This is a genomic window from Bradyrhizobium sp. HKCCYLS20291 (assembly GCF_051167715.1).
In the GTDB taxonomy this organism is placed as follows: domain Bacteria; phylum Pseudomonadota; class Alphaproteobacteria; order Rhizobiales; family Xanthobacteraceae; genus Bradyrhizobium.
On sequence record NZ_JBNPTO010000001.1, the window covers coordinates 334,686 to 355,329 of the forward strand.

Annotated in this window: 21 protein-coding genes; 11 read left to right on the forward strand and 10 right to left on the reverse strand. The window is 65.7% G+C overall.

What is annotated here, in order from left to right; genetic code table 11:
- Positions 1 to 112 precede the first annotated feature (112 nt).
- Positions 113 to 382: a sulfur globule protein precursor gene (locus tag ACQR07_RS01545; protein ID WP_434900616.1), complete on the reverse strand. Its 270-nt coding sequence runs from the start codon at positions 380 to 382 to the stop codon at positions 113 to 115.
- A 285-nt stretch (positions 383 to 667) separates the two neighbouring features.
- On the opposite strand from ACQR07_RS01545, the gene ndk reads away from it, so the two are divergent.
- Together ndk and ACQR07_RS01555 are read left to right on the forward strand one after the other, a co-directional pair.
- Positions 668 to 1,090, forward strand: a complete 423-nt coding sequence (gene ndk, locus ACQR07_RS01550; RefSeq protein ID WP_257168256.1) for a nucleoside-diphosphate kinase — start codon at positions 668 to 670, stop codon at positions 1,088 to 1,090.
- Positions 1,091 to 1,190: 100 nt separating this feature from the next.
- A complete protein-coding gene (locus tag ACQR07_RS01555; protein ID WP_434900617.1) occupies positions 1,191 to 2,054 on the forward strand; it encodes a TerC family protein in 864 nt (287 codons plus the stop codon).
- Positions 2,055 to 2,081: 27 nt separating this feature from the next.
- Here the strand turns inward: ACQR07_RS01555 and ppx are convergent, their stop codons facing one another.
- The 4 genes from ppx to ACQR07_RS01575 form a co-directional block, all read right to left on the reverse strand.
- Positions 2,082 to 3,581, reverse strand: coding sequence for an exopolyphosphatase (gene ppx, locus ACQR07_RS01560; protein WP_434900618.1), 1,500 nt, complete (start codon positions 3,579 to 3,581; stop codon positions 2,082 to 2,084).
- A gap of 27 nt (positions 3,582 to 3,608) precedes the next feature.
- Complete coding sequence (locus ACQR07_RS01565; RefSeq protein ID WP_434900619.1) at positions 3,609 to 5,804, reverse strand: RNA degradosome polyphosphate kinase; 2,196 nt, start codon at positions 5,802 to 5,804, stop codon at positions 3,609 to 3,611.
- A 151-nt stretch (positions 5,805 to 5,955) separates the two neighbouring features.
- The gene (locus ACQR07_RS01570) at positions 5,956 to 6,633 is read right to left on the reverse strand and encodes a chromosomal replication initiator DnaA (protein ID WP_434900620.1); all 678 of its coding nucleotides are present in this window, start codon (positions 6,631 to 6,633) and stop codon (positions 5,956 to 5,958) included.
- A 76-nt stretch (positions 6,634 to 6,709) separates the two neighbouring features.
- Entirely contained in the window at positions 6,710 to 7,264 is a 555-nt protein-coding gene (locus tag ACQR07_RS01575; protein WP_434900621.1) for a CDP-alcohol phosphatidyltransferase family protein, read from the reverse strand.
- Between the two features lie 157 nt (positions 7,265 to 7,421).
- Between ACQR07_RS01575 and purM the strand changes: the two genes are divergently transcribed.
- Complete coding sequence (purM, locus tag ACQR07_RS01580; protein ID WP_434900622.1) at positions 7,422 to 8,495, forward strand: phosphoribosylformylglycinamidine cyclo-ligase; 1,074 nt, start codon at positions 7,422 to 7,424, stop codon at positions 8,493 to 8,495.
- Positions 8,496 to 8,508: 13 nt separating this feature from the next.
- The gene (purN, locus tag ACQR07_RS01585; RefSeq protein ID WP_434900623.1) at positions 8,509 to 9,162 is read left to right on the forward strand and encodes a phosphoribosylglycinamide formyltransferase; all 654 of its coding nucleotides are present in this window, start codon (positions 8,509 to 8,511) and stop codon (positions 9,160 to 9,162) included.
- Between the two features lie 151 nt (positions 9,163 to 9,313).
- On the opposite strand, the gene ACQR07_RS01590 is transcribed toward purN, so the two are convergent.
- Positions 9,314 to 9,523: a cold-shock protein gene (locus ACQR07_RS01590; RefSeq protein ID WP_434867014.1), complete on the reverse strand. Its 210-nt coding sequence runs from the start codon at positions 9,521 to 9,523 to the stop codon at positions 9,314 to 9,316.
- Positions 9,524 to 9,883: 360 nt separating this feature from the next.
- On the opposite strand from ACQR07_RS01590, the gene ACQR07_RS01595 reads away from it, so the two are divergent.
- On the forward strand, positions 9,884 to 11,026 hold the full coding sequence (locus ACQR07_RS01595) for an autotransporter outer membrane beta-barrel domain-containing protein (RefSeq protein WP_434900624.1): 1,143 nt from the start codon (positions 9,884 to 9,886) through the stop codon (positions 11,024 to 11,026).
- A gap of 16 nt (positions 11,027 to 11,042) precedes the next feature.
- On the opposite strand, the gene ACQR07_RS01600 is transcribed toward ACQR07_RS01595, so the two are convergent.
- Entirely contained in the window at positions 11,043 to 12,086 is a 1,044-nt protein-coding gene (locus tag ACQR07_RS01600) for a LysR family transcriptional regulator (protein ID WP_434900625.1), read from the reverse strand.
- A gap of 55 nt (positions 12,087 to 12,141) precedes the next feature.
- On the opposite strand from ACQR07_RS01600, the gene ACQR07_RS01605 reads away from it, so the two are divergent.
- The 3 genes from ACQR07_RS01605 to ACQR07_RS01615 are packed head-to-tail and all read left to right on the forward strand — an operon-like array spanning position 12,142 to position 13,971.
- Positions 12,142 to 12,783, forward strand: coding sequence for a hypothetical protein (locus ACQR07_RS01605; protein WP_434900626.1), 642 nt, complete (start codon positions 12,142 to 12,144; stop codon positions 12,781 to 12,783).
- Positions 12,770 to 13,393 (forward strand): GNAT family N-acetyltransferase, encoded by a 624-nt coding sequence (locus ACQR07_RS01610; protein ID WP_434900627.1) that lies wholly within the window; start codon positions 12,770 to 12,772, stop codon positions 13,391 to 13,393. The genes ACQR07_RS01605 and ACQR07_RS01610 overlap by 14 nt, the downstream gene beginning before the upstream one ends.
- Positions 13,390 to 13,971, forward strand: coding sequence for an isochorismatase family protein (locus tag ACQR07_RS01615; RefSeq protein ID WP_434900628.1), 582 nt, complete (start codon positions 13,390 to 13,392; stop codon positions 13,969 to 13,971). The genes ACQR07_RS01610 and ACQR07_RS01615 overlap by 4 nt, the downstream gene beginning before the upstream one ends.
- 22 nt (positions 13,972 to 13,993) lie before the next feature.
- Here ACQR07_RS01615 and ACQR07_RS01620 read toward each other — a convergent pair whose 3' ends face one another.
- Complete coding sequence (locus ACQR07_RS01620; protein WP_434900629.1) at positions 13,994 to 14,170, reverse strand: hypothetical protein; 177 nt, start codon at positions 14,168 to 14,170, stop codon at positions 13,994 to 13,996.
- 32 nt (positions 14,171 to 14,202) lie between these two features.
- On the opposite strand from ACQR07_RS01620, the gene ACQR07_RS01625 reads away from it, so the two are divergent.
- Positions 14,203 to 14,370: a hypothetical protein gene (locus tag ACQR07_RS01625; protein ID WP_434900630.1), complete on the forward strand. Its 168-nt coding sequence runs from the start codon at positions 14,203 to 14,205 to the stop codon at positions 14,368 to 14,370.
- Positions 14,371 to 14,455: 85 nt separating this feature from the next.
- On the opposite strand, the gene rnd is transcribed toward ACQR07_RS01625, so the two are convergent.
- Both rnd and ACQR07_RS01635 read right to left on the reverse strand, forming a co-directional pair.
- Complete coding sequence (gene rnd / locus ACQR07_RS01630; RefSeq protein WP_434900631.1) at positions 14,456 to 15,604, reverse strand: ribonuclease D; 1,149 nt, start codon at positions 15,602 to 15,604, stop codon at positions 14,456 to 14,458.
- 397 nt (positions 15,605 to 16,001) lie between these two features.
- Positions 16,002 to 17,477 carry a protein adenylyltransferase SelO gene (locus ACQR07_RS01635; RefSeq protein WP_434900632.1) on the reverse strand — a complete coding sequence of 492 codons (1,476 nt, stop codon included), beginning with the start codon at positions 17,475 to 17,477 and terminating at the stop codon, positions 16,002 to 16,004.
- Between the two features lie 266 nt (positions 17,478 to 17,743).
- Between ACQR07_RS01635 and aspS the strand changes: the two genes are divergently transcribed.
- Together aspS and ACQR07_RS01645 are read left to right on the forward strand one after the other, a co-directional pair.
- A complete protein-coding gene (aspS, locus tag ACQR07_RS01640) occupies positions 17,744 to 19,516 on the forward strand; it encodes an aspartate--tRNA ligase (RefSeq protein ID WP_434900633.1) in 1,773 nt (590 codons plus the stop codon).
- A 170-nt stretch (positions 19,517 to 19,686) separates the two neighbouring features.
- Complete coding sequence (locus ACQR07_RS01645) at positions 19,687 to 20,640, forward strand: hypothetical protein (protein WP_434900634.1); 954 nt, start codon at positions 19,687 to 19,689, stop codon at positions 20,638 to 20,640.
- The last annotated feature ends 4 nt before the right edge of the window (positions 20,641 to 20,644 follow it).

Sequence of the window (20,644 nt, forward strand, 5' to 3'; positions counted from 1 at the left end):
CGGCTGGTCGACTTTCAGTTGAAAATGCATGAAAAAAAGCCCCGGCGTTGGGGGACGCCGGGGCAATACGAGGTCGGCGTGGCGGGGGGCGGATGCCGCGCCGAGACTCGGATCAGTAGCAGCGGTTGATCAAGCGCCAGCGCGGTCCCCAGGGGGTCGGAACCACGCGGCGGACGTAGCAGCCGCCGTAGCCGTAGCTGTAGGCCGGACCGCCGACGACGAAGCGCGGACCGTAGAACGGACGGTGCCAGCCGCCATAGCCGCCATGCCATCCACCACCATGCCAGCCGCCGTGCCAATGGGCCGAGGCCGCGGTCGGGGCGAGGGCGGCTGCGCCCAGGGCAACAGCGGCCGCCGCGATGAGGGAGAGTTTGCGCAACATGATCGTCTCCTGGATGCCGGCGCTGGTGGCGCCGAGATGATCGGACGGATGAGGCTGGGAGAAGGCCGTTGCCGTGAGGTGATCGGCTCGTCGTCCCCCGCTGGCAGCCACCCTAGGGCATGGGAGCTGAACGCTGGTGGCACGGAGCCTTCAGGCTGCGTTCAGAATCGTGACATTGTCGTAAGGCTTCGAGCTCCGGGCGGGGTCCCGATCGCTTGCCGTCGGCCGATCGCGTCGATATAAGCCCGCAACTCACCCAAATCCCGCACCTCCAAGGACGATATCATGGCGATTGAGCGCACCTTTTCGATCATCAAGCCCGACGCGACCGAGCGTAATCTCACCGGCGCGGTCAACGCGCTGATCGAGAAGGCTGGCCTGCGCATCGTGGCCCAGAAGCGGATCCGCATGACCCGCGACCAGGCAGAGACCTTCTACGCCGTGCACAAGGCGCGGCCGTTCTTCGGCGAGCTGGTCGATTTCATGATCTCGGGGCCGGTCGTGGTCCAGGTCCTGGAGGGCGAGGGCGCCATCCTGAAGTACCGTGACGTGATGGGCGCCACCGATCCGTCGAAGGCTGCCGAGGGCACCATCCGCAAGGCGCACGCCAAGTCGATCGGCGAGAACTCGGTGCACGGCTCGGACGCCGCCGAAACCGCCGCGATCGAGATCGCCCAGTTCTTCTCCGGCAACGAGATCGTCGGCTGATCCACGGTCGTGCGGCGGGACGCAAGTTCCGCCGCACATCTCTTCGGCCCGATGCCGTGCGTCGGTCCGACCTCCATTAACGACGACGAAAGGCCCGGCCGTGAATTGGCTAACGCAACTCGCTGATTCCGCCAGCTTCGGCCATCTGCTCGCTCAATTTCAGACCGACGTGCACAGCCCCGGCTTCTGGCTCGCGCTCGGCAAGATCATCTGGATCAACGTGTTGTTGTCGGGCGACAACGCGCTGGTGATCGCACTGGCCTGCCGCGGCCTGCACGGCAAGCATCGCTTCTGGGGCATGGTGGCCGGCTCCGGCATCGCGGTCGCGCTGCGCATTGCGTTTACGGGCATCGTCGCCACCCTGATGGCGCTTCCCTATCTGAAACTGATCGGCGGCCTGGCGCTGCTGGTGATCGCCGCCAAGCTGCTCGTTCCCGAAGACGAGAACGACGACATCGCCGCCGGGACCACGCTGTGGCATGCGGTCCGCATCGTCGCGCTCGCCGATCTCGTGATGAGCCTCGACAACGTGATTGCGGTGGCCGCTGCCGCCAACGGCCAGGCCTCGCTGCTGATCATCGGCCTTGCGATGAGCATTCCGCTGATCATTGCGGGCGCGGCGCTGATCATGCTGGTGCTCGACCGCTTTCCGCTCCTGGTCTGGCTCGGCGCCATGCTGCTCGGCTGGGTCGCCGGCGAGGTGATCGCGACCGATCCGGCGATCGAGCCGATGCTGCACCATGTGCTCGATGGCACCGTCAACATCAGCATCGAGGCCGCCTCGGCCCTGTTCGCCGGCAAGTCCAATCTGACTGGCCATATCGACGTCATGGAGACGCTGATGTCGCTGCTCGGCGCCGCGGTGGTGCTGGTCGCCGGCTCGATCTGGCGCGGCCGCGCTTTGCAGCGCCAGGCCGAAGGCGAACTCGAGCCTGCGCCGGCCCGCGGCGTCGATCTGCCCTGACGATCCGGTTGCCAGTTAGTTAATTAGTCAGCTCAGCACCACCGAGCCGGAGCGGCCGACGAGGCGTGCGAGCTGCTTGAAGCGGCCGCCGACGCGATCGGCAACGAGGTCGACCAGATGATGTTCGAACACCAGCATCAGCTTGCGATCCTGGGTGCGGAAATGCGTGGCAGGCAGCACGCCGGGCCGCGCCGCCGATATCAGATGCGCGACGCGAAACGCCGTGCCGAGCAGGCGCGCGCGATCGATCTGGGCCGGGCTCAGCTGCTCGGTGAGGGCAGGGGCCGCCGCCTCGTCGCGCTGGCCCTCGTAACGGAAGAACACCGACAGCGCGGCGAAGATGCGGCCCTCGTGGCTGATCGAGCCGAAATTGCCGTTGAGGATGATGCCGTAGGTCTGCTCGCCGCGATGATCCGGATGCATCCGCCAGCCGATGTCGGACATCAGGCAGGCCGCGTGGCGCAGCCGCCGCTCTTCCTCGGTCTCGCGGATGTGCACGACGCGGAACAGCCGGTCGGTCCAGTCGATCAGCTCGCGCGCGTGCTGCGCCGAGCGTGACAGCAGCTCGTTGAGCCCCTGCGCCGCGCTGAGCAGGCCGTCCTTGGCGCGCTCGGCGTCGGGAAGCTTCGAATAGAGCAGGCCCTCACGGACGCCGAAGGTCGAGAACACCACCGTCGTCGGCTTGGCCACGCGGATGATGTGCTCGAGCACCAGCGCGGCATAGGCCAGCAGCGGGCGGCGTGCCTCGGCGATGGCCTCGATGTCGGCCAGCATGTCGGCGGCGACGAGCCGGCGCAGGCGGCGCACGAAGGCAAGCGCATCCGCGGCCGGGATGGCATAGCCGTGCATCACGCCGAGCGGATAGCCGCTCTGGATGATGTGGATACGCGCCAGCGCACGCCAGGTGCCGCCGACCGCGTAGAAGGTCCGGTTCTTTCCGGCCAGCAGCTGCGGCAGGTCGGTCAGCGCCTCGCTCGCGATCCGCTGCGCCTTCTTGAGCGATTTTTCGGCGAGATCCTGCAGCGCCAGGCTGCCGAGCGGCAGGGTGACGCCACTGCGCACCTGGTGGCCGCGCACGTCGATCAGCTCGAGCGAGCCGCCGCCGAGATCGCCGACGATGCCATCGGGCTTGTGGATGCCGGAGATCACGCCGAGCGCCGAATAGCGCGCCTCCTCGGGACCGGTGAGGATCTGGATCGACACGCCGCAGATCTTCTCGGCCTTGGCGATGAAGTCAGGACCATTCGAGGCATCACGGCAGGCGGCCGTGGCAATCGCATGGACTTCGCCGACCTTCTGCACCTTGCAGAGCGCACGGAACCGTTTCAGCGCGGTCAGCGCCTTGTCGACGGCGTCGGCGGCGAGCAGGCCGGTGGTTTGGACCTCGCGTCCGAGGCCGCACAGCGCCTTCTCGTTGAACACGGTGACGAGGCTGCGCTCCATCGCCTGGTAGACGACGAGGCGGACCGAATTCGAGCCGATGTCAATGACGCCGACGCTGGCGGCCCGGTCAGCAGGCCGTGTCACCGCGGCGTCCTCTGATCGCAGCCGTGGCTACGACGGATGGCGTTCATTTCGGCGCGTGAGCCGGCGCGGTGATGATTCCTTGAGCGACTTTCCACGGCCGGACAGACTCGGATTCGTCATGAAGTAATTGTGCAGGTTGAACGGCTCCTCGCCCTTCGCGGCCTTCATACGCGTTGACGACCCATCCGGCAACAATTGCCAGCTCTGCTCGGTGTCCTTGAGGTTGGCGACCATGATCTGCTCCAGCACCTGCTGGTGCACGGTCGGATTCTGCAGCGGGCACAACACCTCGACGCGGCGGTCGAGATTGCGCGGCATCATGTCGGCCGAGGAAATGTAGACCGCTGCCTTGGCGCTGGGCAGGCCCTGACCCATACCGAAGCAGTAGATGCGGCCGTGCTCGAGGAAGCGCCCGATCACCGATTTGACACGAATGTTCTCCGACAGGCCCGGCAGGCCGGGCCGCAGGCAACAGATGCCGCGCACGATCAGCTCGATCGAGACGCCGGCCTGCGAGGCCTCGTACAGCGCGTCGATGATGTCGGGATCGACCAGCGAGTTCATCTTCATCCAGATCACGGCCGGCTTGCCCTGGCGGGCGAAACTGGTCTCGCCGTGGATGTGCTCGATCATGCGTTTGCGAAGCGTGAGCGGCGACACCGCCATCTTCTCGATGTCGATAGGCTCGGCATAGCCGGTGATGTAGTTGAACACGCGGGTGACGTCGCGGCCGATCACGGGGTCCGAGGTGAAGTAGGACAGATCGGTGTAGATGCGCGCGGTGACCGGGTGATAGTTGCCGGTGCCGGTGTGCACATAGGTCGTGAGGCTGCCGCCCTCGCGGCGCACGACCATCGAAAGCTTGGCATGGGTCTTCAGCTCCAGGAAGCCGTAGACCACCTGCACGCCGGCGCGCTCCAGATCGCGCGCCCAGCGGATGTTGGCCTCCTCGTCGAAGCGCGCCTTCAGCTCGACCAGCGCCGTCACCGACTTGCCGGCTTCGGCCGCTTCGACCAGCGTGCGCACGATCGGCGAATTGTTGGAGGTGCGATACAGCGTCTGCTTGATGGCGACGACGTCCGGATCGCGCGCCGCCTGCTGCAGGAATTGCACGACGACGTCGAATGATTCATAGGGATGATGGACGATCAGGTCCTTCTGCCGGATCGCGGCGAAGATGTCGCCGCCATGGTCGCGGACGCGCTCGGGATGGCGCGGCACATAGGGCGCGAATTCGAGGTCGGGACGGTCGACCCGCGTCAGCTGTGACAGCTCGTTCATCGCCAGCACGCCGTCGACCACGAACACCTCGTCGTCGGTCGTGGACAGCGCATTCTGCACGAAGCGGCGCAGTTCCTCCGGCATGTTGGCCTCGATCTCGAGCCGGATCACCGAGCCGCGGCGGCGGCGCTTCAGCGCGGTCTCGAACAGCCGCACCAGGTCTTCGGCCTCTTCCTCGATCTCGATCTCGCTGTCGCGGATGATGCGGAAGGCGCCCTGGCCCTTGACGGTGTAGCCGGGGAACAGCCGGCCGATGAACAGGCCGGTCGCCTGTTCGAGCGTGATCAGGCGGATCACTCCGTCCTTGGCGCCGGGGAAACGGATGAAGCGGTCGAGCTTGCCGGGCATGCGGATAAGCGCGTTCATCGGCCTGCCATCGGCGGTGCGCGTCAGCTGCAGGGCCACGGTGAAGCCGAGGCTCGGGATGAACGGGAACGGATGCGCCGGGTCGATCGCCAGTGGTGTCAGCAGCGGAAAGATGTTGGCGAGGAAGTGGTCCTCGATCCAGGCGCGCTCGGTCTTGGTGACGTCCTGGCCGTCGACCAGCACGATGCCGAGCTCGGCGAGAAACTTGCGCAGGTCGCGCCAGATCGCCTGCTGGTCGATGGCGAGCTGCGACACCGTCTCGTTGATCAGCTTCAACTGCTCGGTCGGCGTCAGCCCATCCGGGCTGCGTTCGGCGATGCCCTCGCGCACCTGGGCGCGGATGCCGGCGACGCGGACCATGAAGAATTCATCAAGGTTGTTGGCCGAAATCGACAGGAAGCGCACCCGCTCCAGCGCCGGATGCCGCGGATTGACCGATTCCTCGAGAACGCGGCGGTTGAAATGCAGCCAGGACAGCTCCCGGTTGATGAAGCGCTCGGGGCTGGAGGCGATCTTGAGCGGGGATGCGGAAACCGGCTCTTTATCTTGAATCTCAATGGCTTGTTCGGTGTCCATCAGAACTTTGTTCCATATCCGATAACGGCATCAAATCAGTCGTGCGCAGCGGCGGACCGTAGCTCAATTGGGATGACCAGGGGATGACGTTCCCGACACCATTGAGGTTCCCCCGATGTCAGCCGTCAAGATGCCGGCGGGGGGGGCCAGGTCAGAGGGGACGCAGCAGTTCGGCGGCGAGCGCCCGGGTCACCGGCCGCCCCAGCCGCAGCGACTCCTCGTCCAGCAGCGCAATGGTCCGGCGTGCGGCGGCGTAGGAGCGCTCGATGCGGGTGGTGAGATAGCTCACGACCGTCTCGTCGATCGACAGCTGCCGGTCCGCCGCCAGCTTGACGATGAGGGCGCGGAACAGCTGGTCGTCGGGCGGCAGCAGGGTGATCGCCGGCACGGCGCGCAGCCGTGACTTCAGGTCGCTCAGCGCGATCGGCAGCGCCACCGGAGCGTCGCGTGCGGTGATCAGCACGAACGCCTCGTCCTGGCGCGCCAGATTGAGCAGGTGGAACAAAGCCCGCTCGTCGAGATCGGCCGCGGTCAGATCCTCCAGCACCAGGGCACCGGTGGCGAGCGCACCGGGGACGGCATTGGCCTCCAGCGCATGCGCGGACAGCGAGCGCGCGCCGGCGCGCTCGGCCCAGATCGCGGCCAGATGGCTTTTCCCGGAGCCGTCGGGCCCGACGAGAAACATCGTCCGTGCCGGCCATTCAGGCCAGGCGTCGATCAGCGCCAGCCCGGCCGCGTTGCCGGCGCCTTCGAGGAAATTGTCCCGTGTCAGGCTTTCCGCGTGTGGCAGCGTGAAGGCCAGCTGACGCGGGGGAATGTGGCCGGCCAAGTTTGACGTGCTCCCTGTGATGGCGTGCGCGAGACGTGACAATCGTGAATCGCTGCGGCGGGCCCGCTGCACCGATTCATCGCACCTCGATGGTGTTCATGTGGCGAACCCATTCGACCAGATAAAGCCCGACCGACACGAGGGTAAAGGTCGTCACCAGCACCATCAGCACCGCATCATAGGGTTTCGGCTCGAAACCGAAGCTGAGCGAGGCCAGCACAAGGGCGGCAAATCCGACCTGGGCTGCCGTGTTCAGCTTCGAGACCATCAGCGGCTTCATCGCGACCGGGCGGTCGAACAGCCAGGAGACGATCACGGCGGCGACGATCATGATGTCGCGCGACACCACCAGGATCACGATCCAGCGCGGGATGGCCCCCCAGATGCCCAGGGTGACGAAGATCGACACCAGCAGCGCCTTGTCCGCCAGCGGATCCAGCAGCGCACCGAGTTCGGAGCGCAGATTGAACCGCTTGGCCAGAAAGCCGTCCACGGCATCGCTGACCCCGGCGACGACGAACACCAGGAAGGCGACTTCCATCTCACCGGCGGCGATGGCCCAGACGACGATCGGAACCAGCAGGATTCGACCCAGCGTAATCAGGTTGGGGAGACTGTGGGGAATGGTCACGCAGCAGGTCCCGACGGCAACTCGATCAAAACACCACCCGATTCCGAAGCAGGGCGAACCGGTCCGGTTCCTAGATAGTATGGGGACGAGCCCCTTGCGAGCCATTGCGCGCAGCCGGAATCCGACGTAACCAGCGGCCAGATTAGGGGTTTTGACCATGACCGAGCGCAAGAACGGGCTCACTTATGCAGATTCGGGCGTCGATATCGACGCCGGCAATCGTCTGGTCGACATGATCAAGCCCCTGGTGCGCGCGACCGCCCGCGCCGGCGCCGATGCCGAGATCGGCGGTTTTGGCGGCCTGTTCGACCTCAAGGCAGCCGGCTTCAAGGATCCGATCCTGGTCGCCGCGACCGACGGCGTCGGCACCAAGGTGAAGATCGCAATCGAGACCGGCCTCCATGGCGGGATCGGCATCGATCTCGTCGCCATGTCGGTCAACGATCTCGTGGTGCAGGGCGCCGAGCCGCTGTTCTTCCTCGACTACTTCGCCTGCGGCAAGCTCGATCCGGAGGCCACCGCCTCGATCGTGGCCGGGATCGCCGAAGGCTGCCGCGAATCCGGCTGCGCCCTGATCGGCGGCGAGACGGCGGAGATGCCGGGCCTGTACAAGGACGGCGACTATGACCTGGGCGGCTTTGCCGTCGGCGCGGCCGAGCGCGGCACGCTGCTGCCGTCGCCGGACATTGCTGCCGGCGACGTCGTGCTGGGGCTGGCCTCATCCGGTGTGCATTCCAACGGCTATTCGCTGGTGCGCAAGATCGTCGCGCAGTCCGGTCTCGGCTTCGACGCGCCGGCGCCGTTCGCGCCGGTGCTGACGCTGGGCGCCGCGCTGCTGACGCCGACGCGGCTGTATGTGAAGTCCTGCCTGCGCGCGATCCGCGAGACCGGCGCGGTGAAGGGGCTGGCCCACATCACCGGCGGCGGCTTCACCGACAACATTCCGCGGGTGCTGCCGAAACATCTCGGCGTCTCGATCGACCTGCCGCGCCTGCCGGTGCTGCCGGTGTTCAAATGGCTGGCGGAGCAGGGCGGCATCGCCCAGCTCGAGCTGCTGCGCACCTTCAACTGCGGGATCGGCATGATCGCCATCGTCAAGGCCGATGCCGTCGACGCCGTCACCGAGGTGCTGACAGCAAGCGGCGAGCATGTCGCGCGTCTCGGCGAGGTCGTTCCCGCCAGCGGCGACCAGCGCGTGATCTACACCGGCGCGCTCGACCTGGCGCTGTGAGACGAGTGGCCCGATGAAGCGGCGCGTTGCCATCCTGATCTCCGGACGTGGTTCGAACATGGCCGCGCTGATCCGCGCCGCGGCGCAGCCGGAGTTCCCGGCGGAGATCGCCGTCGTGATCTCCAACCGCGCCGATGCGGCGGGTCTGCAGAAGGCCGCCGAGAACGGCATCGCCGTCGAGATTCTCGAGAGCAAGCCGTTCGGCAAGGACCGCGCCGGCTTCGAAGCCAAGCTGCAGCAGGCGCTGGATGGGCGCGGCATCGAGCTGATCTGTCTCGCCGGCTTCATGCGATTGTTCACGGCGGAGTTCGTGCAGCGCTGGTACGGCAGGATGCTCAACATCCATCCGTCGCTGCTGCCGTCCTTCCCTGGCCTCGATCCGCACGGCCAGGCGCTGCGCGCCGGCGTCAAGATCTCCGGCGCCACGGTCCATTTCGTCATCCCGGAAACCGATGCCGGTCCGATCGTGATGCAGGGCGCCGTCGTCGTCAGGGACGCCGATACACCCGATACGCTGTCGGAGCGCATTCTTGGCGTCGAGCACCGCATCTATCCCGAGGCGTTGCGGCTGCTCGCCAAGGGGCTGGTGCGACTGGAAGGCGATCTCTGCCGCACATCGTCGGTGTCGGGGACCGATGCGGTTCTGGTCTGGCCCGCTGCTTCGTAGCTCGCTTGCGCACAAAAAAATCCCCGGCGAGGCCGGGGAACATCAAGGCTGCCCTTGCAACCGCGACGCAGTCTAGAGATCCGCATGCTCTGCGGAAATTGGCCATTGATACGCAGGAGGACGCACGCGCTGCTCCTGCTCGACCGCTGTCTCAGGACACCTTCAAGTTCTCGGCTGACGTCTTGCCGCGGCTTTCCACCAGATCATATTCGATGGCCTGGTTTTCGTTGAGCGTCGTCAGCCCCGCGCGTTCCACGGCCGAGATGTGGACGAAGACATCCTTGTCTCCGCCGGACGGCTTGATGAAGCCATAACCCTTGGTCGGGTTGAACCATTTCACGCTGCCTTTGTAGCTCGGCATCGCTGTCTCCTCGTCTGGACGAAAAAAAGACGCGGCCACGCTCTCGCGTGCCACGCCACAAACGGGCTTCCCGAAGTCTGCTGGATTTCAGTTGTCACGAAACGCACAGTCGAACGGCCAATCCGATTGTACGCGGATTGCATCACGATTTTCCGTAGATATCAAGTTGGCGCCCAGGCCGCGCGGACGCGTCGCGGCGTCGCGCCGGCCAGCTTGCGCCAGCGGTATTTGTTGTGGCTCGGGAACCACATTTCTCTGCAGCGCGGCTGGGCGGCGGCAGAGCTGGATTGACCGGCATGGGGAACTGCGGGCAAATCGTCTCGGCCGATATTTAGCAAATTTGAACTGGTGACCGCATCGATGCGTGGGGCATCTCGGACAAGTCAGAACGGGCGAAGCTGCACCGGGGCGCGTTGCGGGGCTCCGGCTGCGCGGGCCTTCGGCTTGGCGATCGCCCTGGTTTGCACGCAGGCGCAGGCGGAGAGCCTGCCCAGTGTCGCCGCCGGTCCGCTACCGAGCCCGTCGCCCAGCCCGACCCCCGCGGCTGTCAGTGCCGACCTGTCGTCCGGACAAGTCGTGCTCAATCGCGGATCGAGCTTCCTGCAGCGTCTCGGAACCGAGGCGACGCATGGCGGCAACCGGCTGCTGCGCAGCAATCCCGGCGGCGGCGGCGCTTCGGAGGCTTCGGAGGCGCCGAGGTTCAGGACGTGGGGCGAGACCTACGGCATTACGGCCCGGGCCAGCGCCCAGGGTGACTTCGCGGGCGACCGACGGACGACCTGGGGCGGCGTCGCTGGTCTCGGCATGCGCGTCATCCCCGGCGTGAACATCGGCCTGTCGGTCGACCAGAGCCGCACCTGGGTCGATGTGCCCTTGGCACTGCAGTCGGCCACGCTCGATCTGACCCAGTTCGGCTTCAACGCCTCGGTCGACAACGGTCCCTGGACCTGGGCGATCGCGATCGTCCACGGCTTTGGCGGCATCAATGCGCGGCGCGACACCGGTTTCGGAGCAGCCAGTTCAGCCTACGCTGCTCACATCACCGGCGTGCTGAGCGAGATCGACTATTATTGGAGCATCGGCGAGAGCCGCGTCGTGCCCAAGCTGGCCTTGGAATATGCGCGCGCTACCACGGCCGCGTTCCAGGAGAGCGGCGGGCTGGATCCGGTGTCGGTGAGCGGCACCTCGCTGGAGCGTGCGCGCATTCTGGTCGGGGCTGAGGTCGGCCGTTACTTCGTGGTCGACGGCAAGATCCTCGATCTCTCCGCCTACGCCAAGTTCGTCGACAATGTCGTACAGAATCTCGGCTCACTGACCGTGAGCCTTGGCCCACAGAGCATCACGCTGCAGGGATTGGGCGAGGGACACTATGGAGCCGACGCCGGCGCGGCGATGTCATTGTCGTTGACCCGCACGGCCCGCATCTATCTGAACTACGACGCGAAGCTCCGGTCCGTGCTGCAATCGCATCAGGGCACGCTCGGCGTCGAGCTGAAATGGTAGAGCGGCCGGCCGTTCCCTAAACCGGCTTCGGAGCGACGTAGCTGCTGAAACCCGCGGTTTCCCTCGCTTGCGCCATCAACGGCACGAGATCGAGCGGATGAATGAATTCATCGCGGAAACAGGCGTGCGCCTTCGGGTCGAAGATCTGCTTCAGCCAGTCGATGACGATCTTGTGCCGCTCGGAGTTACGGAACTCCTTGTGATAGGTCAGCCACAGGTCCATGTGATAGTTGATGCCGAGATCGACAGGCACGAGCGGCGCGCCGAGCGCGACGGCTGACGTCGGCAAAAATCCGATGCCGGCGCCGCGCTCGACGGCATAGAGGGCTGCAACGCTCGAATTGGTCGAGATGCCGACGATGCCTTCGAGGGACTCGAGACCAAGAATGCGCGCGTAGCCGGTTTCATCGAGCTGGACGCCGTGCTGCTTGATGATGCGATGGTTCTTGAGATCGGCCAGCGATGTCGGCAACCCATACGCATCCTGATAGGCCTCCGAGACGAAGCCGTAGATGTGCAGCCGGCCGAGCTTGCTGACGATCACGTCGGGGTTGGTCGGCCGCGCGAACTGAATCGAGATGTCGGATTCGAGACGCGAGACGTCGGCCTGTTCCATGGCGCAGCTGAGTTCGACCATGATCCGGCGATAGGTCTTCTGAAAGTCGATCAGTCGCGGCAGAATCCAGAAATTGCCGGGTCCCTCTGTCACGGCAACACGGACCGATCCCTGCGCATCGGTCGCGATCGCGGCGCGCCGGAAGATGTTGAAGCTCAGCCGTTCCATCTGTTCGACGTCGAACAGAAGCGAACGTCCTTCGTCACTGAGTGAGAGTCCGGACTGATCACGGATGAAGAGCCTGAACCCGAGCTCCTCCTCGAGACGGTCGATCTTGCGCATCAAGGTGGTGCCAGTCAGTCCGAGAACGTCCGCTGCGTTTCTGAAGCTCTGATGCCGCGTGCAAAGAAGAAATGCTCTTAAATCTTCCCATGAGGCATTAAGCGCTTCGTCAGACCTGCGGTGCTGCGTAGATGCAGCACCCCGATGCAAATGTTGCCGCATACACTCGAGCCCCGACAAGTATGATGACGTCATCAAAGCCTAGCTGGAAACATAGATGCAGAACCCACGTTTCGGAAGCACGGAATCGATGGTGCGACATCAGCTCGACAGTTTACCATCAACAGATCTAATTAATGCGCATCCGGTCAGGTCGGATCAACTCGGCGAACTGGCAGCGCTCGCGCGGAAGGAAATTCCGGGCGTTCGGGCGTCCGAGCGGGAGCTTGCGGAATTCCTGCAGCACGATCCAACGTCGATCTTCGTGTTGTGTCGCGGCAGGAACCTGCTCGGCGGCATCGCCTTTCTCTATCTCAACTGCGCCGGAGTTGAGGCGCTGTTAAACGATGAGTTCAATTTGAACGATCCGCCGCGGAGGTATCTGGCGCGGCCGGATGAAGATGTTGCTGCAATCTATGTCTGGGCGCTCGTCGCGCAAGGCCGCGGAGCGATCGGACTTGGCAATGTCGCAGAAGTCCTGCGCGGCGCGCGCTTCCGCTCGGCGGATTACTACGCGCAGCCGTCCAGCACGGAGGGGCGGGCGTTCCTCGGCGCGCTCGGATTCACCCCTGTTCCAAGCTTCCGGCCCGACCTTTGGATCTACCAGAGACCCTGGAACCGGTTGCGCGAGATTGTCGCACCGTCGATCCAGTTGATGCAAAATCACGCAGAAGGGAGCGTTTCCGATGCACGGTATTAGTTCGGTCAGGCCGGCAACGGCGAACGCCCGCGCCATCACGGTGCGGATCGCGCGCGACCCCAATGATCTCATGCTCGTCACGGCGATCCGTTCGGCAGTCTATCTTGCCGAGCAGGATTGTCCGATGGAGGAGGAGTTCGACGGCAATGATCTCGTCGCGGCGCATTTTCTCGGCTTTGTCGGCAACGAGCCGGCGGGCTGCGTGCGCGTGCGCTTCTTCGGCGAGTTCGCCAAGGTCGAACGTCTCGCGGTGCGTCACCAGCACCGGCGCTCGCGACTGTCGTTCAAGCTGGTCCGCGAGGCGCTCGACTATTGCAGGCGCAAGGGTTTCAAGAAGGCCTATGGCCATGCGCAGGACCGCCTGGTCGATTTCTGGGCGCATTTCGGCGCAAAGCCGCTCGGCCATAACCGCAAGCTGACGTTCTCCGACTTTTCCTACACCGAGATGGTGCTGGATCTCGAGCCTTGCGAGGATGCGATCACACTGGACAGCGATCCCTATCTGATCATCCGTCCCGAGGGCGACTGGGATCGGCCGGGTGTGCTCGATCTCTCCGCTGGCCGGCCGGCATCGTCGCCATTGCGCGACCTTGCCGCCGCGAGGGCATGATGTCGAACCGCGACATTTTCGGCCAGACCGAATCGGACCCGCCGGTTCTGGTCTGTGCCGACCTGCAGTGCGAATATCTCGCCGAGGGGCGCAAGCATCTCATCGCCGACGGCGAGCTCGTGATGTCGCGCTGCCGGCAGCTGTTGGCGTTGTGGCGCGGCAATCTCTGGCCGATCATCCACCTCAAGCGCATCGCGCAGGCCGCGTGGTTCAATCCGGCTTCCAACCTGACGAACTGGCTTCCGGAGTTCAGGCCGACGCCCGGCGAACTGAGCTTCGAGCATCCGCTGCCGTCGGCCTACAGTTCTGCGCGGTTCGCCGAGTACATGTCGAACATGCGCCGCATCCGCTGCGTTCTGCTCGGCTTCTCCCTCGACGAGACGATCCTCTCGACGGTGGTCGACGGCTTCCATCGCAGTCATCGCTATCAGGTGATCGAGGATGCCGTGGCCTGCCGCCAGGCGTGCGCCGGCGACGCCGCGACGTATCGGCTGGTGGTGACCGGGGTGATCGGCAATTTTGCCGGCGTTCTCGACAGCGCCGATCTGAGTAAGGCCTGCGGCCGGCTGGTGGTGTGATCCGATGTGATCCGCCGTGGCACTAGCCACCGGCGAGCCGCTCTGCCAGTTCGATGACCAGGCGACGGTCGGACGGAGCTGTGATCTTGTTGAAGGCGATGACGAGCCGCAGGGCCTCCGCGACATGCGAGTCCACTGGGTTATCGCTGATGAGGCGGAGCAGCTTCTGACCCGGCGGTTCGCGATCGTCCTTGCTCACGCGGTGGCTCCAGCAACGAGAAATCAAAAACAATGACCCGAGAGGACGAGCTCAGACAGCTGGCGAGCAGTCTCCGGGCGGCCATTGCCAGGGCACGACGGCTCGACCTGCCGACCAGCGCCTACATCCTGTCGATGGCTCTGGTCGAGGTTTCGCAGACAATCGAGGCGGAGTTGAGGGGACGGACAGGCGCCGAGTGAACCTGGGGAGAACCTGGGCACCATGGCCGGATGCGGCGGGGCCTGCAATAAACTGGGTAAACGAGGCCGGCTTGGGCCGGCCGTCTCAGGCCCGGTCAACCCTGATGACGCGGCCCTTCTCGATCGCCAGCGCGAGCTTGCCGTGCTTGAGCGCCAGCGCGGCCTCGCCGAACAGCTCGCGTCGCCACCCCTGCAGTGCAGCAACGTCGGCCGCGTCGTCGGCCGCGATCTGCTCGAGATCGTCGACGGTCGCGATCACCTTGCTGGCCACGGCGTGGCGCTCCGACGTCATGCGCAGCAGCACCTTGAGCAGCTCGACGATGGCTGCACCATTGGAGTTGTTGCGCGGCTTCTCCAGCTTTGGCAGCGAGGCGGGGTCGCGTGCCAGCCCGCGCTGCACCGCGGCCACGATGTCGGCCCCCCATTTCGAGCGCTCGAAGCCCTTCGGCAGCGAGCGCAAGGTGCCGAGCCGTTCGATCGATGTCGGCGCATGGGTGGCGATGTCGCCGACGGCGTCGTCCTTCAGCACCCGGCTGCGCGGCACGTCGCGGCTCTGCGCCTCCTGCTCGCGCCACGCGGCGACCTCCATCAGGACGGCGAGCTCCTTCGGCTTGCGGACCCGCGTCTTGAGCCGCTCCCAGGCGCGCTCGGGATGGAAATCGTAGGTCTTGGGCGAGGTCAGGATCTCCATCTCCTCGCTGACCCAATCGCTGCGCTTGCGCTTCTTGAGGTCGGCATCGAGGGCTGCGAACACGTCGCGCAGATGGGTGACGTCGGCCTCGGCGTAGTGAACCTGCTCCTTGGAGAGCGGCCGGCGCGACCAGTCGGTGAAGCGGTGGGTCTTGTCGGGACGGTGGCCGGTGATGCGCTCGACCAGCTGGTCATAGGCGATGCTGTCGCCGTAACCCAGCACCATCGCGGCGACCTGGGTGTCGAAGATCGGGTGCGGCACGATGTTGGCGCGGTGCCAGATGATCTCGATGTCCTGGCGCGCGGCGTGGAAGACCTTGAGCACCTTCTCGTTCGCCATCAGGTCGAAGAACGGCGTGAGATCGATGCCGTCGGCCAGCGCATCGATCACCAGGGCTTCGTCCGTGCTCGCCATCTGCACGACGCAGAGCAGGGGGTAGTAGGTGGTCTCCCGCAGGAACTCGGTATCAACGGTGATGACCGGATGATGAGCGAGACGGGCACAGGCGGCCGCGAGATCCGCGGTGGTGGTGATCAAGTCCATGAACGATCCATGACGAGGCTCTTACGCCGTCGTCCGAAAACGCTGACAAGTCAAGGGTGTCGGCAAAGGGCGGGGGACGAAATTCGTCCCCGCTTGTCGGCCCAATCAGGCCGGAACGCAAGCGTAACTGTGGCGGCCGATCGCTCTATGGTTGACGGTAGCCAGGGCGGGAGGGTCAATGGTGCCTGACGCGGCCAGAGGGCCGGCGCCCAGCGGGGACTGCGAGCACGATCAGGCACAGCGCGATCATTGCCAGACCCATGAATTCGAACACCAGCGCGTCCACGTCTGCAACCTCCCCCGATGAGTTGCATCAACTTGTCGGGGCTGCGTTGATCGTTTCTTAAGGACGCAGACGCGGTGCAGGCGATGGTGGATGCGAGGTTAAGACTGCGTGTCAGGTGCCGCAGAAGGTCTGCAGCACGCGCTCCTCGGGCTGCGGGGGATCGGCATAAGCGGCACGGTCCGGCTGGTCGTCATAGGGCCGGGCCAGCACCGCATGCAGTTCCTCGAACGGCGCGTAGTCGTCGTTCTCGACCGCCGCGGTGATGACGGCCTCGATGCGGTGGTTGCGCGGAATGAAGGCCGGATTGACCTTGCGCATCGCCGCCTGCCGTTCGGCCGGAGCTTGCGGTTCCCTGGCGAGGCGCTGCTGCCAGCGCGCCGCCCATTCGTCAAAGCCCGAGGGATCCTCGAACAGCGCGCGGGCTCCGCTGAGATCGCCGCTGCCGGCAGCGTCGCTGAGCCGTCGGAAGGTCAGGGTGAAGTCGGCCTTGGCCGCCGCCATGGCATCGAACAACGCCTGGGCCAGCGGCTGGTCGCCCTCCGCTTGCGTTGATAGGCCGAGCTTGCGGCGCAGGCCCGCCTGGTGGGCGTCGGTGAATTGAGCGGCAAAGCCGTCGAGCGCGGCCTCGGCCTGCTTGATCCCCTCGTCCTTGTCGTCGCCGAACAGCGGCAGCAGGCATTCGGCCAGCCGCGTCAGGTTCCACAGCGCGATGCGCGGCTGGTTGGCGAAGGCGTAGCGGCCGAACTCGTCGATCGACGAGAACACCTGCTTCGGATCATAGCCGTCCATGAACGCGCAGGGGCCGTAATCGATGGTCTCGCCCGAGACCGAGCTGTTGTCGGTGTTCATGACGCCATGGATGAAGCCGACCAGCAGCCAGTCGGCGATCAGCTTGGCCTGGCGCGCGATCACGGCGTCGAGCAGCGCGTGATAAGGCCGCTCGGTGCCGGCGAGATCCGGATAGTGCCGGTCGATGACGTGGTCGGCGAGCCGGCGCACCGCCTCGACGTCCTGGCGGGCGGCGAAATACTGGAACGTGCCGACCCGGATGTGGCTGGTCGCGACCCGCGTCAGCACCGCGCCTGGCAGGCCGGTGCCGCGATAGACCTGCTCGCCGGTGACGACCGCCGCCAGCGACCGAGTGGTCGGGATTCCCAGTGCCGCCATCGCCTCGCTGACGATGTATTCGCGCAACACAGGCCCCAGCGCGGCGCGGCCGTCGCCGCGGCGGGAAAATGGCGTCGGGCCGGAGCCCTTGAGCTGGATGTCGCGTCGGGTGCCGTTGCGGTCGACGACCTCGCCGAGCAGGATCGCCCGGCCGTCGCCGAGCTGCGGCACGAAATGCCCGAACTGGTGCCCGGCATAGGCCATCGCGATCGGCTCGGCGCCGGCAGGCACGGTCTTGCCGGCCAGGATCTCGGCGCCCTCCGGCGTCTCCAGCTCGGCCGGGTTGAGCCCGAGCTCCTCGGCCAGCGGCCGGTTCAGCTTGATCAACCGGGGTGCTGCGACGGGTGTCGGGGCCACCCGGGCAAAGAAATTGTCCGGCAGCGCGGCGTAGGAGTTCTGGAAGGGGAAATGCACGGTCATGGCTCCAAGATAGGCGCAAGGCGGCCGCTTTTCGAGCCCAAACGGCCGTCAGATGAGCGCTTCGGCGCCAGTCCAATCCGGCAGCAGCCCGTCGGGTTGCATCTGCCCTGGTCCGCCCCCGAGCTCATCGCCGCGGCAGGGCGGAAAAGGCCCGTTCCTGCGGTTGCCGCGCCGGGGCGGCTCGGCTAAACCCTGCGCGCATTCGGCCATGCGCCCTTACGGCTGCGCCGATTCCCTTTTCCTCACGACGACCATTCAGGACGACCATGCATCGCTACCGGACCCACACCTGCGGCGCGCTCCGCGACAGCAACATCGGAGAGACGGTCCGGCTGTCCGGCTGGTGCCATCGCATCCGCGACCATGGCGGCGTGCTGTTCGTCGATCTGCGCGACCATTACGGCATCACCCAATGCGTCGTCGATCCCGACTCCAAGGCGTTCAGCCTCGCCGAGAAGCTGCGCTCGGAGTGGGTCGTGCGCATGGAAGGCAAGGTTCGTCACCGACCGACAGGCACCGAGAATGCCGAGCTGCCGACCGGCCAGGTCGAACTCTACGTTGCCGACATCGAGGTGCTGGGCCCCGCGGCCGAGCTGCCGCTGCCGGTGTTCGGCGAGCAGGAGTATCCCGAGGACATCCGGCTGAAGTACCGCTTCCTCGATCTGCGCCGCGAGAAGCTGCACCAGAACATCATGACTCGCGGCGCGATCATCGATTCGATGCGCCGGCGCATGAAGGAGCAGGGCTTCTTCGAATTCCAGACGCCGATCCTGACCGCGTCCTCGCCGGAGGGCGCGCGCGACTTCCTGGTGCCGTCGCGCATCCATCCCGGCAAGTTCTACGCGCTGCCGCAGGCGCCGCAGCAGTACAAGCAGCTGCTGATGATGTCGGGCTTCGACCGCTACTTCCAGATCGCGCCGTGCTTCCGTGACGAGGACCCGCGCGCCGACCGTCTGCCCGGCGAGTTCTATCAGCTCGACGTCGAGATGAGCTTCGTCGAGCAGGAGGACGTGTTCGCGGCGATGGAGCCGGTCATCACCGGCGTGTTCGAGGACTTTGCCAAGGGCAAGCCGGTCACCAAGGGCTGGCCGCGCATCCCGTTCGCCGAGGCGCTGCGAAAATACGGCACCGACAAGCCGGACCTGCGCAACCCGATCGAGATGCAGGACGTCTCCGAGCACTTCCGCGGCTCCGGCTTCAAGGTGTTCGCGCGCATGCTCGAGGACCCGAAGAACCAGGTCTGGGCGATCCCGGCCCCGGGTGGCGGCAGCCGCGCGTTCTGCGACCGCATGAACTCGTGGGCGCAGGGCGAGGGCCAGCCCGGCCTCGGCTACATCATGTGGCGCGAGGGCGGCGAGGGCGCGGGTCCGCTCGCCAACAACATCGGACCTGAGCGGACCGCTGCGATCCGCAGCCAGATCGGCACCAAGGAGGGCGATGCCGCCTTCTTCGTCGCCGGTGATCCGGAAAAATTCTGGAAGTTCGCAGGTCTCGCCCGCACCAAGGTCGGCGAGGAATTGAACCTGATCGACAAGGACCGCTTCGCGCTGGCCTGGATCGTCGACTTCCCGATGTACGAGTACAACGAGGACGACAAGAAGGTCGACTTCTCGCACAACCCGTTCTCGATGCCGCAGGGCGGCCTCGAGGCGCTGCAGACTAAGGATCCGCTGACCATCAAGGCGTTCCAGTACGACATCGCCTGCAACGGCTACGAGATCGCCTCCGGTGGCATCCGCAACCACAAGCCGGAAGCGATGGTGAAGGCGTTCGAGATCGCGGGCTATGGCGAGCAGGAGGTGGTCGACCGCTTCGGCGGCATGTACCGCGCGTTCCAGTACGGCGCCCCGCCGCATGGCGGCATGGCCGCCGGCGTCGACCGCATCGTGATGCTGCTGTGTGGCACCAACAACCTTCGTGAGATCTCGCTGTTCCCGATGAACCAGCAGGCCATGGACCTGCTGATGGGCGCGCCCTCGGAAGCATCGACCAAGCAGCTCCGCGAGCTGCATATCCGCACCAACCTGCCGAACAAGTAGTTCGGCGCGGTGCTCACCTCTCCCCGCGCGACGAGCCGCGGGCGGGGAGAGAGCCGACTTGAACCATGTGTCCGTCATGGCCGACTTGAAGAACGAGGCTTGGTGACGCAAGTTGTGATCGTGCGTAGGTCAGCCGTCGGGGACTGATGATCGAGGCTCGTTCAGTTCAAATGCCGATCATCTCCGGCGGCGCTCTTCGCGCCTGCTTCCGATGGATCGCGAGCGTTCTAGGCGGAACGGCGCTGCTGTGGCTGGCGGGCCTCGCCGGCCTGCTCGCCCTGGCCAACCTGGTTCATGTCGATATCCCCGCGCAACTCGCGCGCAAACTGCCGCTGCTGCAATCGCACCCCCGGCTGATCTTTGCCGGCGAGAGCCGGACCGAGTTCGGGGTCGACCCGTTGCTCGCGGCGAAGCTGCTGCACCAGGCGCAGGGTTACGCCGTCAACATCGCCTATGAGGCTGGTGAGCCGCTCGCCGTGATGGGGGCCGCGCATGCATTCCCCGAGGTGTTTCGCGATGCGCATGTCGTGCTCAGCGTCGCGCCCTTCAACTTCAACGAGGGCGTCCGCTCGGCGGCCGTCTATCCGCTCGGTGTCGCGGCGCGGCTGACGGTGCCGCAGCAGCTGGCGACGTTTCTGCCGCTGCGACTGGGAACACTGATCCGCTATATCCGCTCGGCCTTCGCCGCGCGTCTCGCCGACATCGAAGGCGTGGCCATTCACGGCCCGGTGCCTGCGCAAGGGGGCGTCCTGATGCTGAACGGCAGAGCGCCGGACTATCCCAATCTCGGCCGGCATCCGCATTACCAGGGCTGGGACATTTCGGGACCGAGAGCCCGCGGCGCCGTCGCGGCGATGTGCGAGCTGGCACGCCTGTCGCGCAAGCTCACCGTCGTGGAGCCGCCCTGGATCCCCGGAGATCGCAGCGGTGACGCGGCGTGGCTCGGCTACGAGGCCGACACGTTGCAGCTGCTGCAGCGCGCCGCCGAGCGCTGCGGATTCAGGGTCATCAACATGGCCGCGATCGCGGGGCTGAGCGCGGCCGAGTACAGCGACGAGATGCACGTCAATCAGGACGGGATGCCGATCTACACCCGGGCCCTGATCGAGCGGCTCGATCCCTGACCGC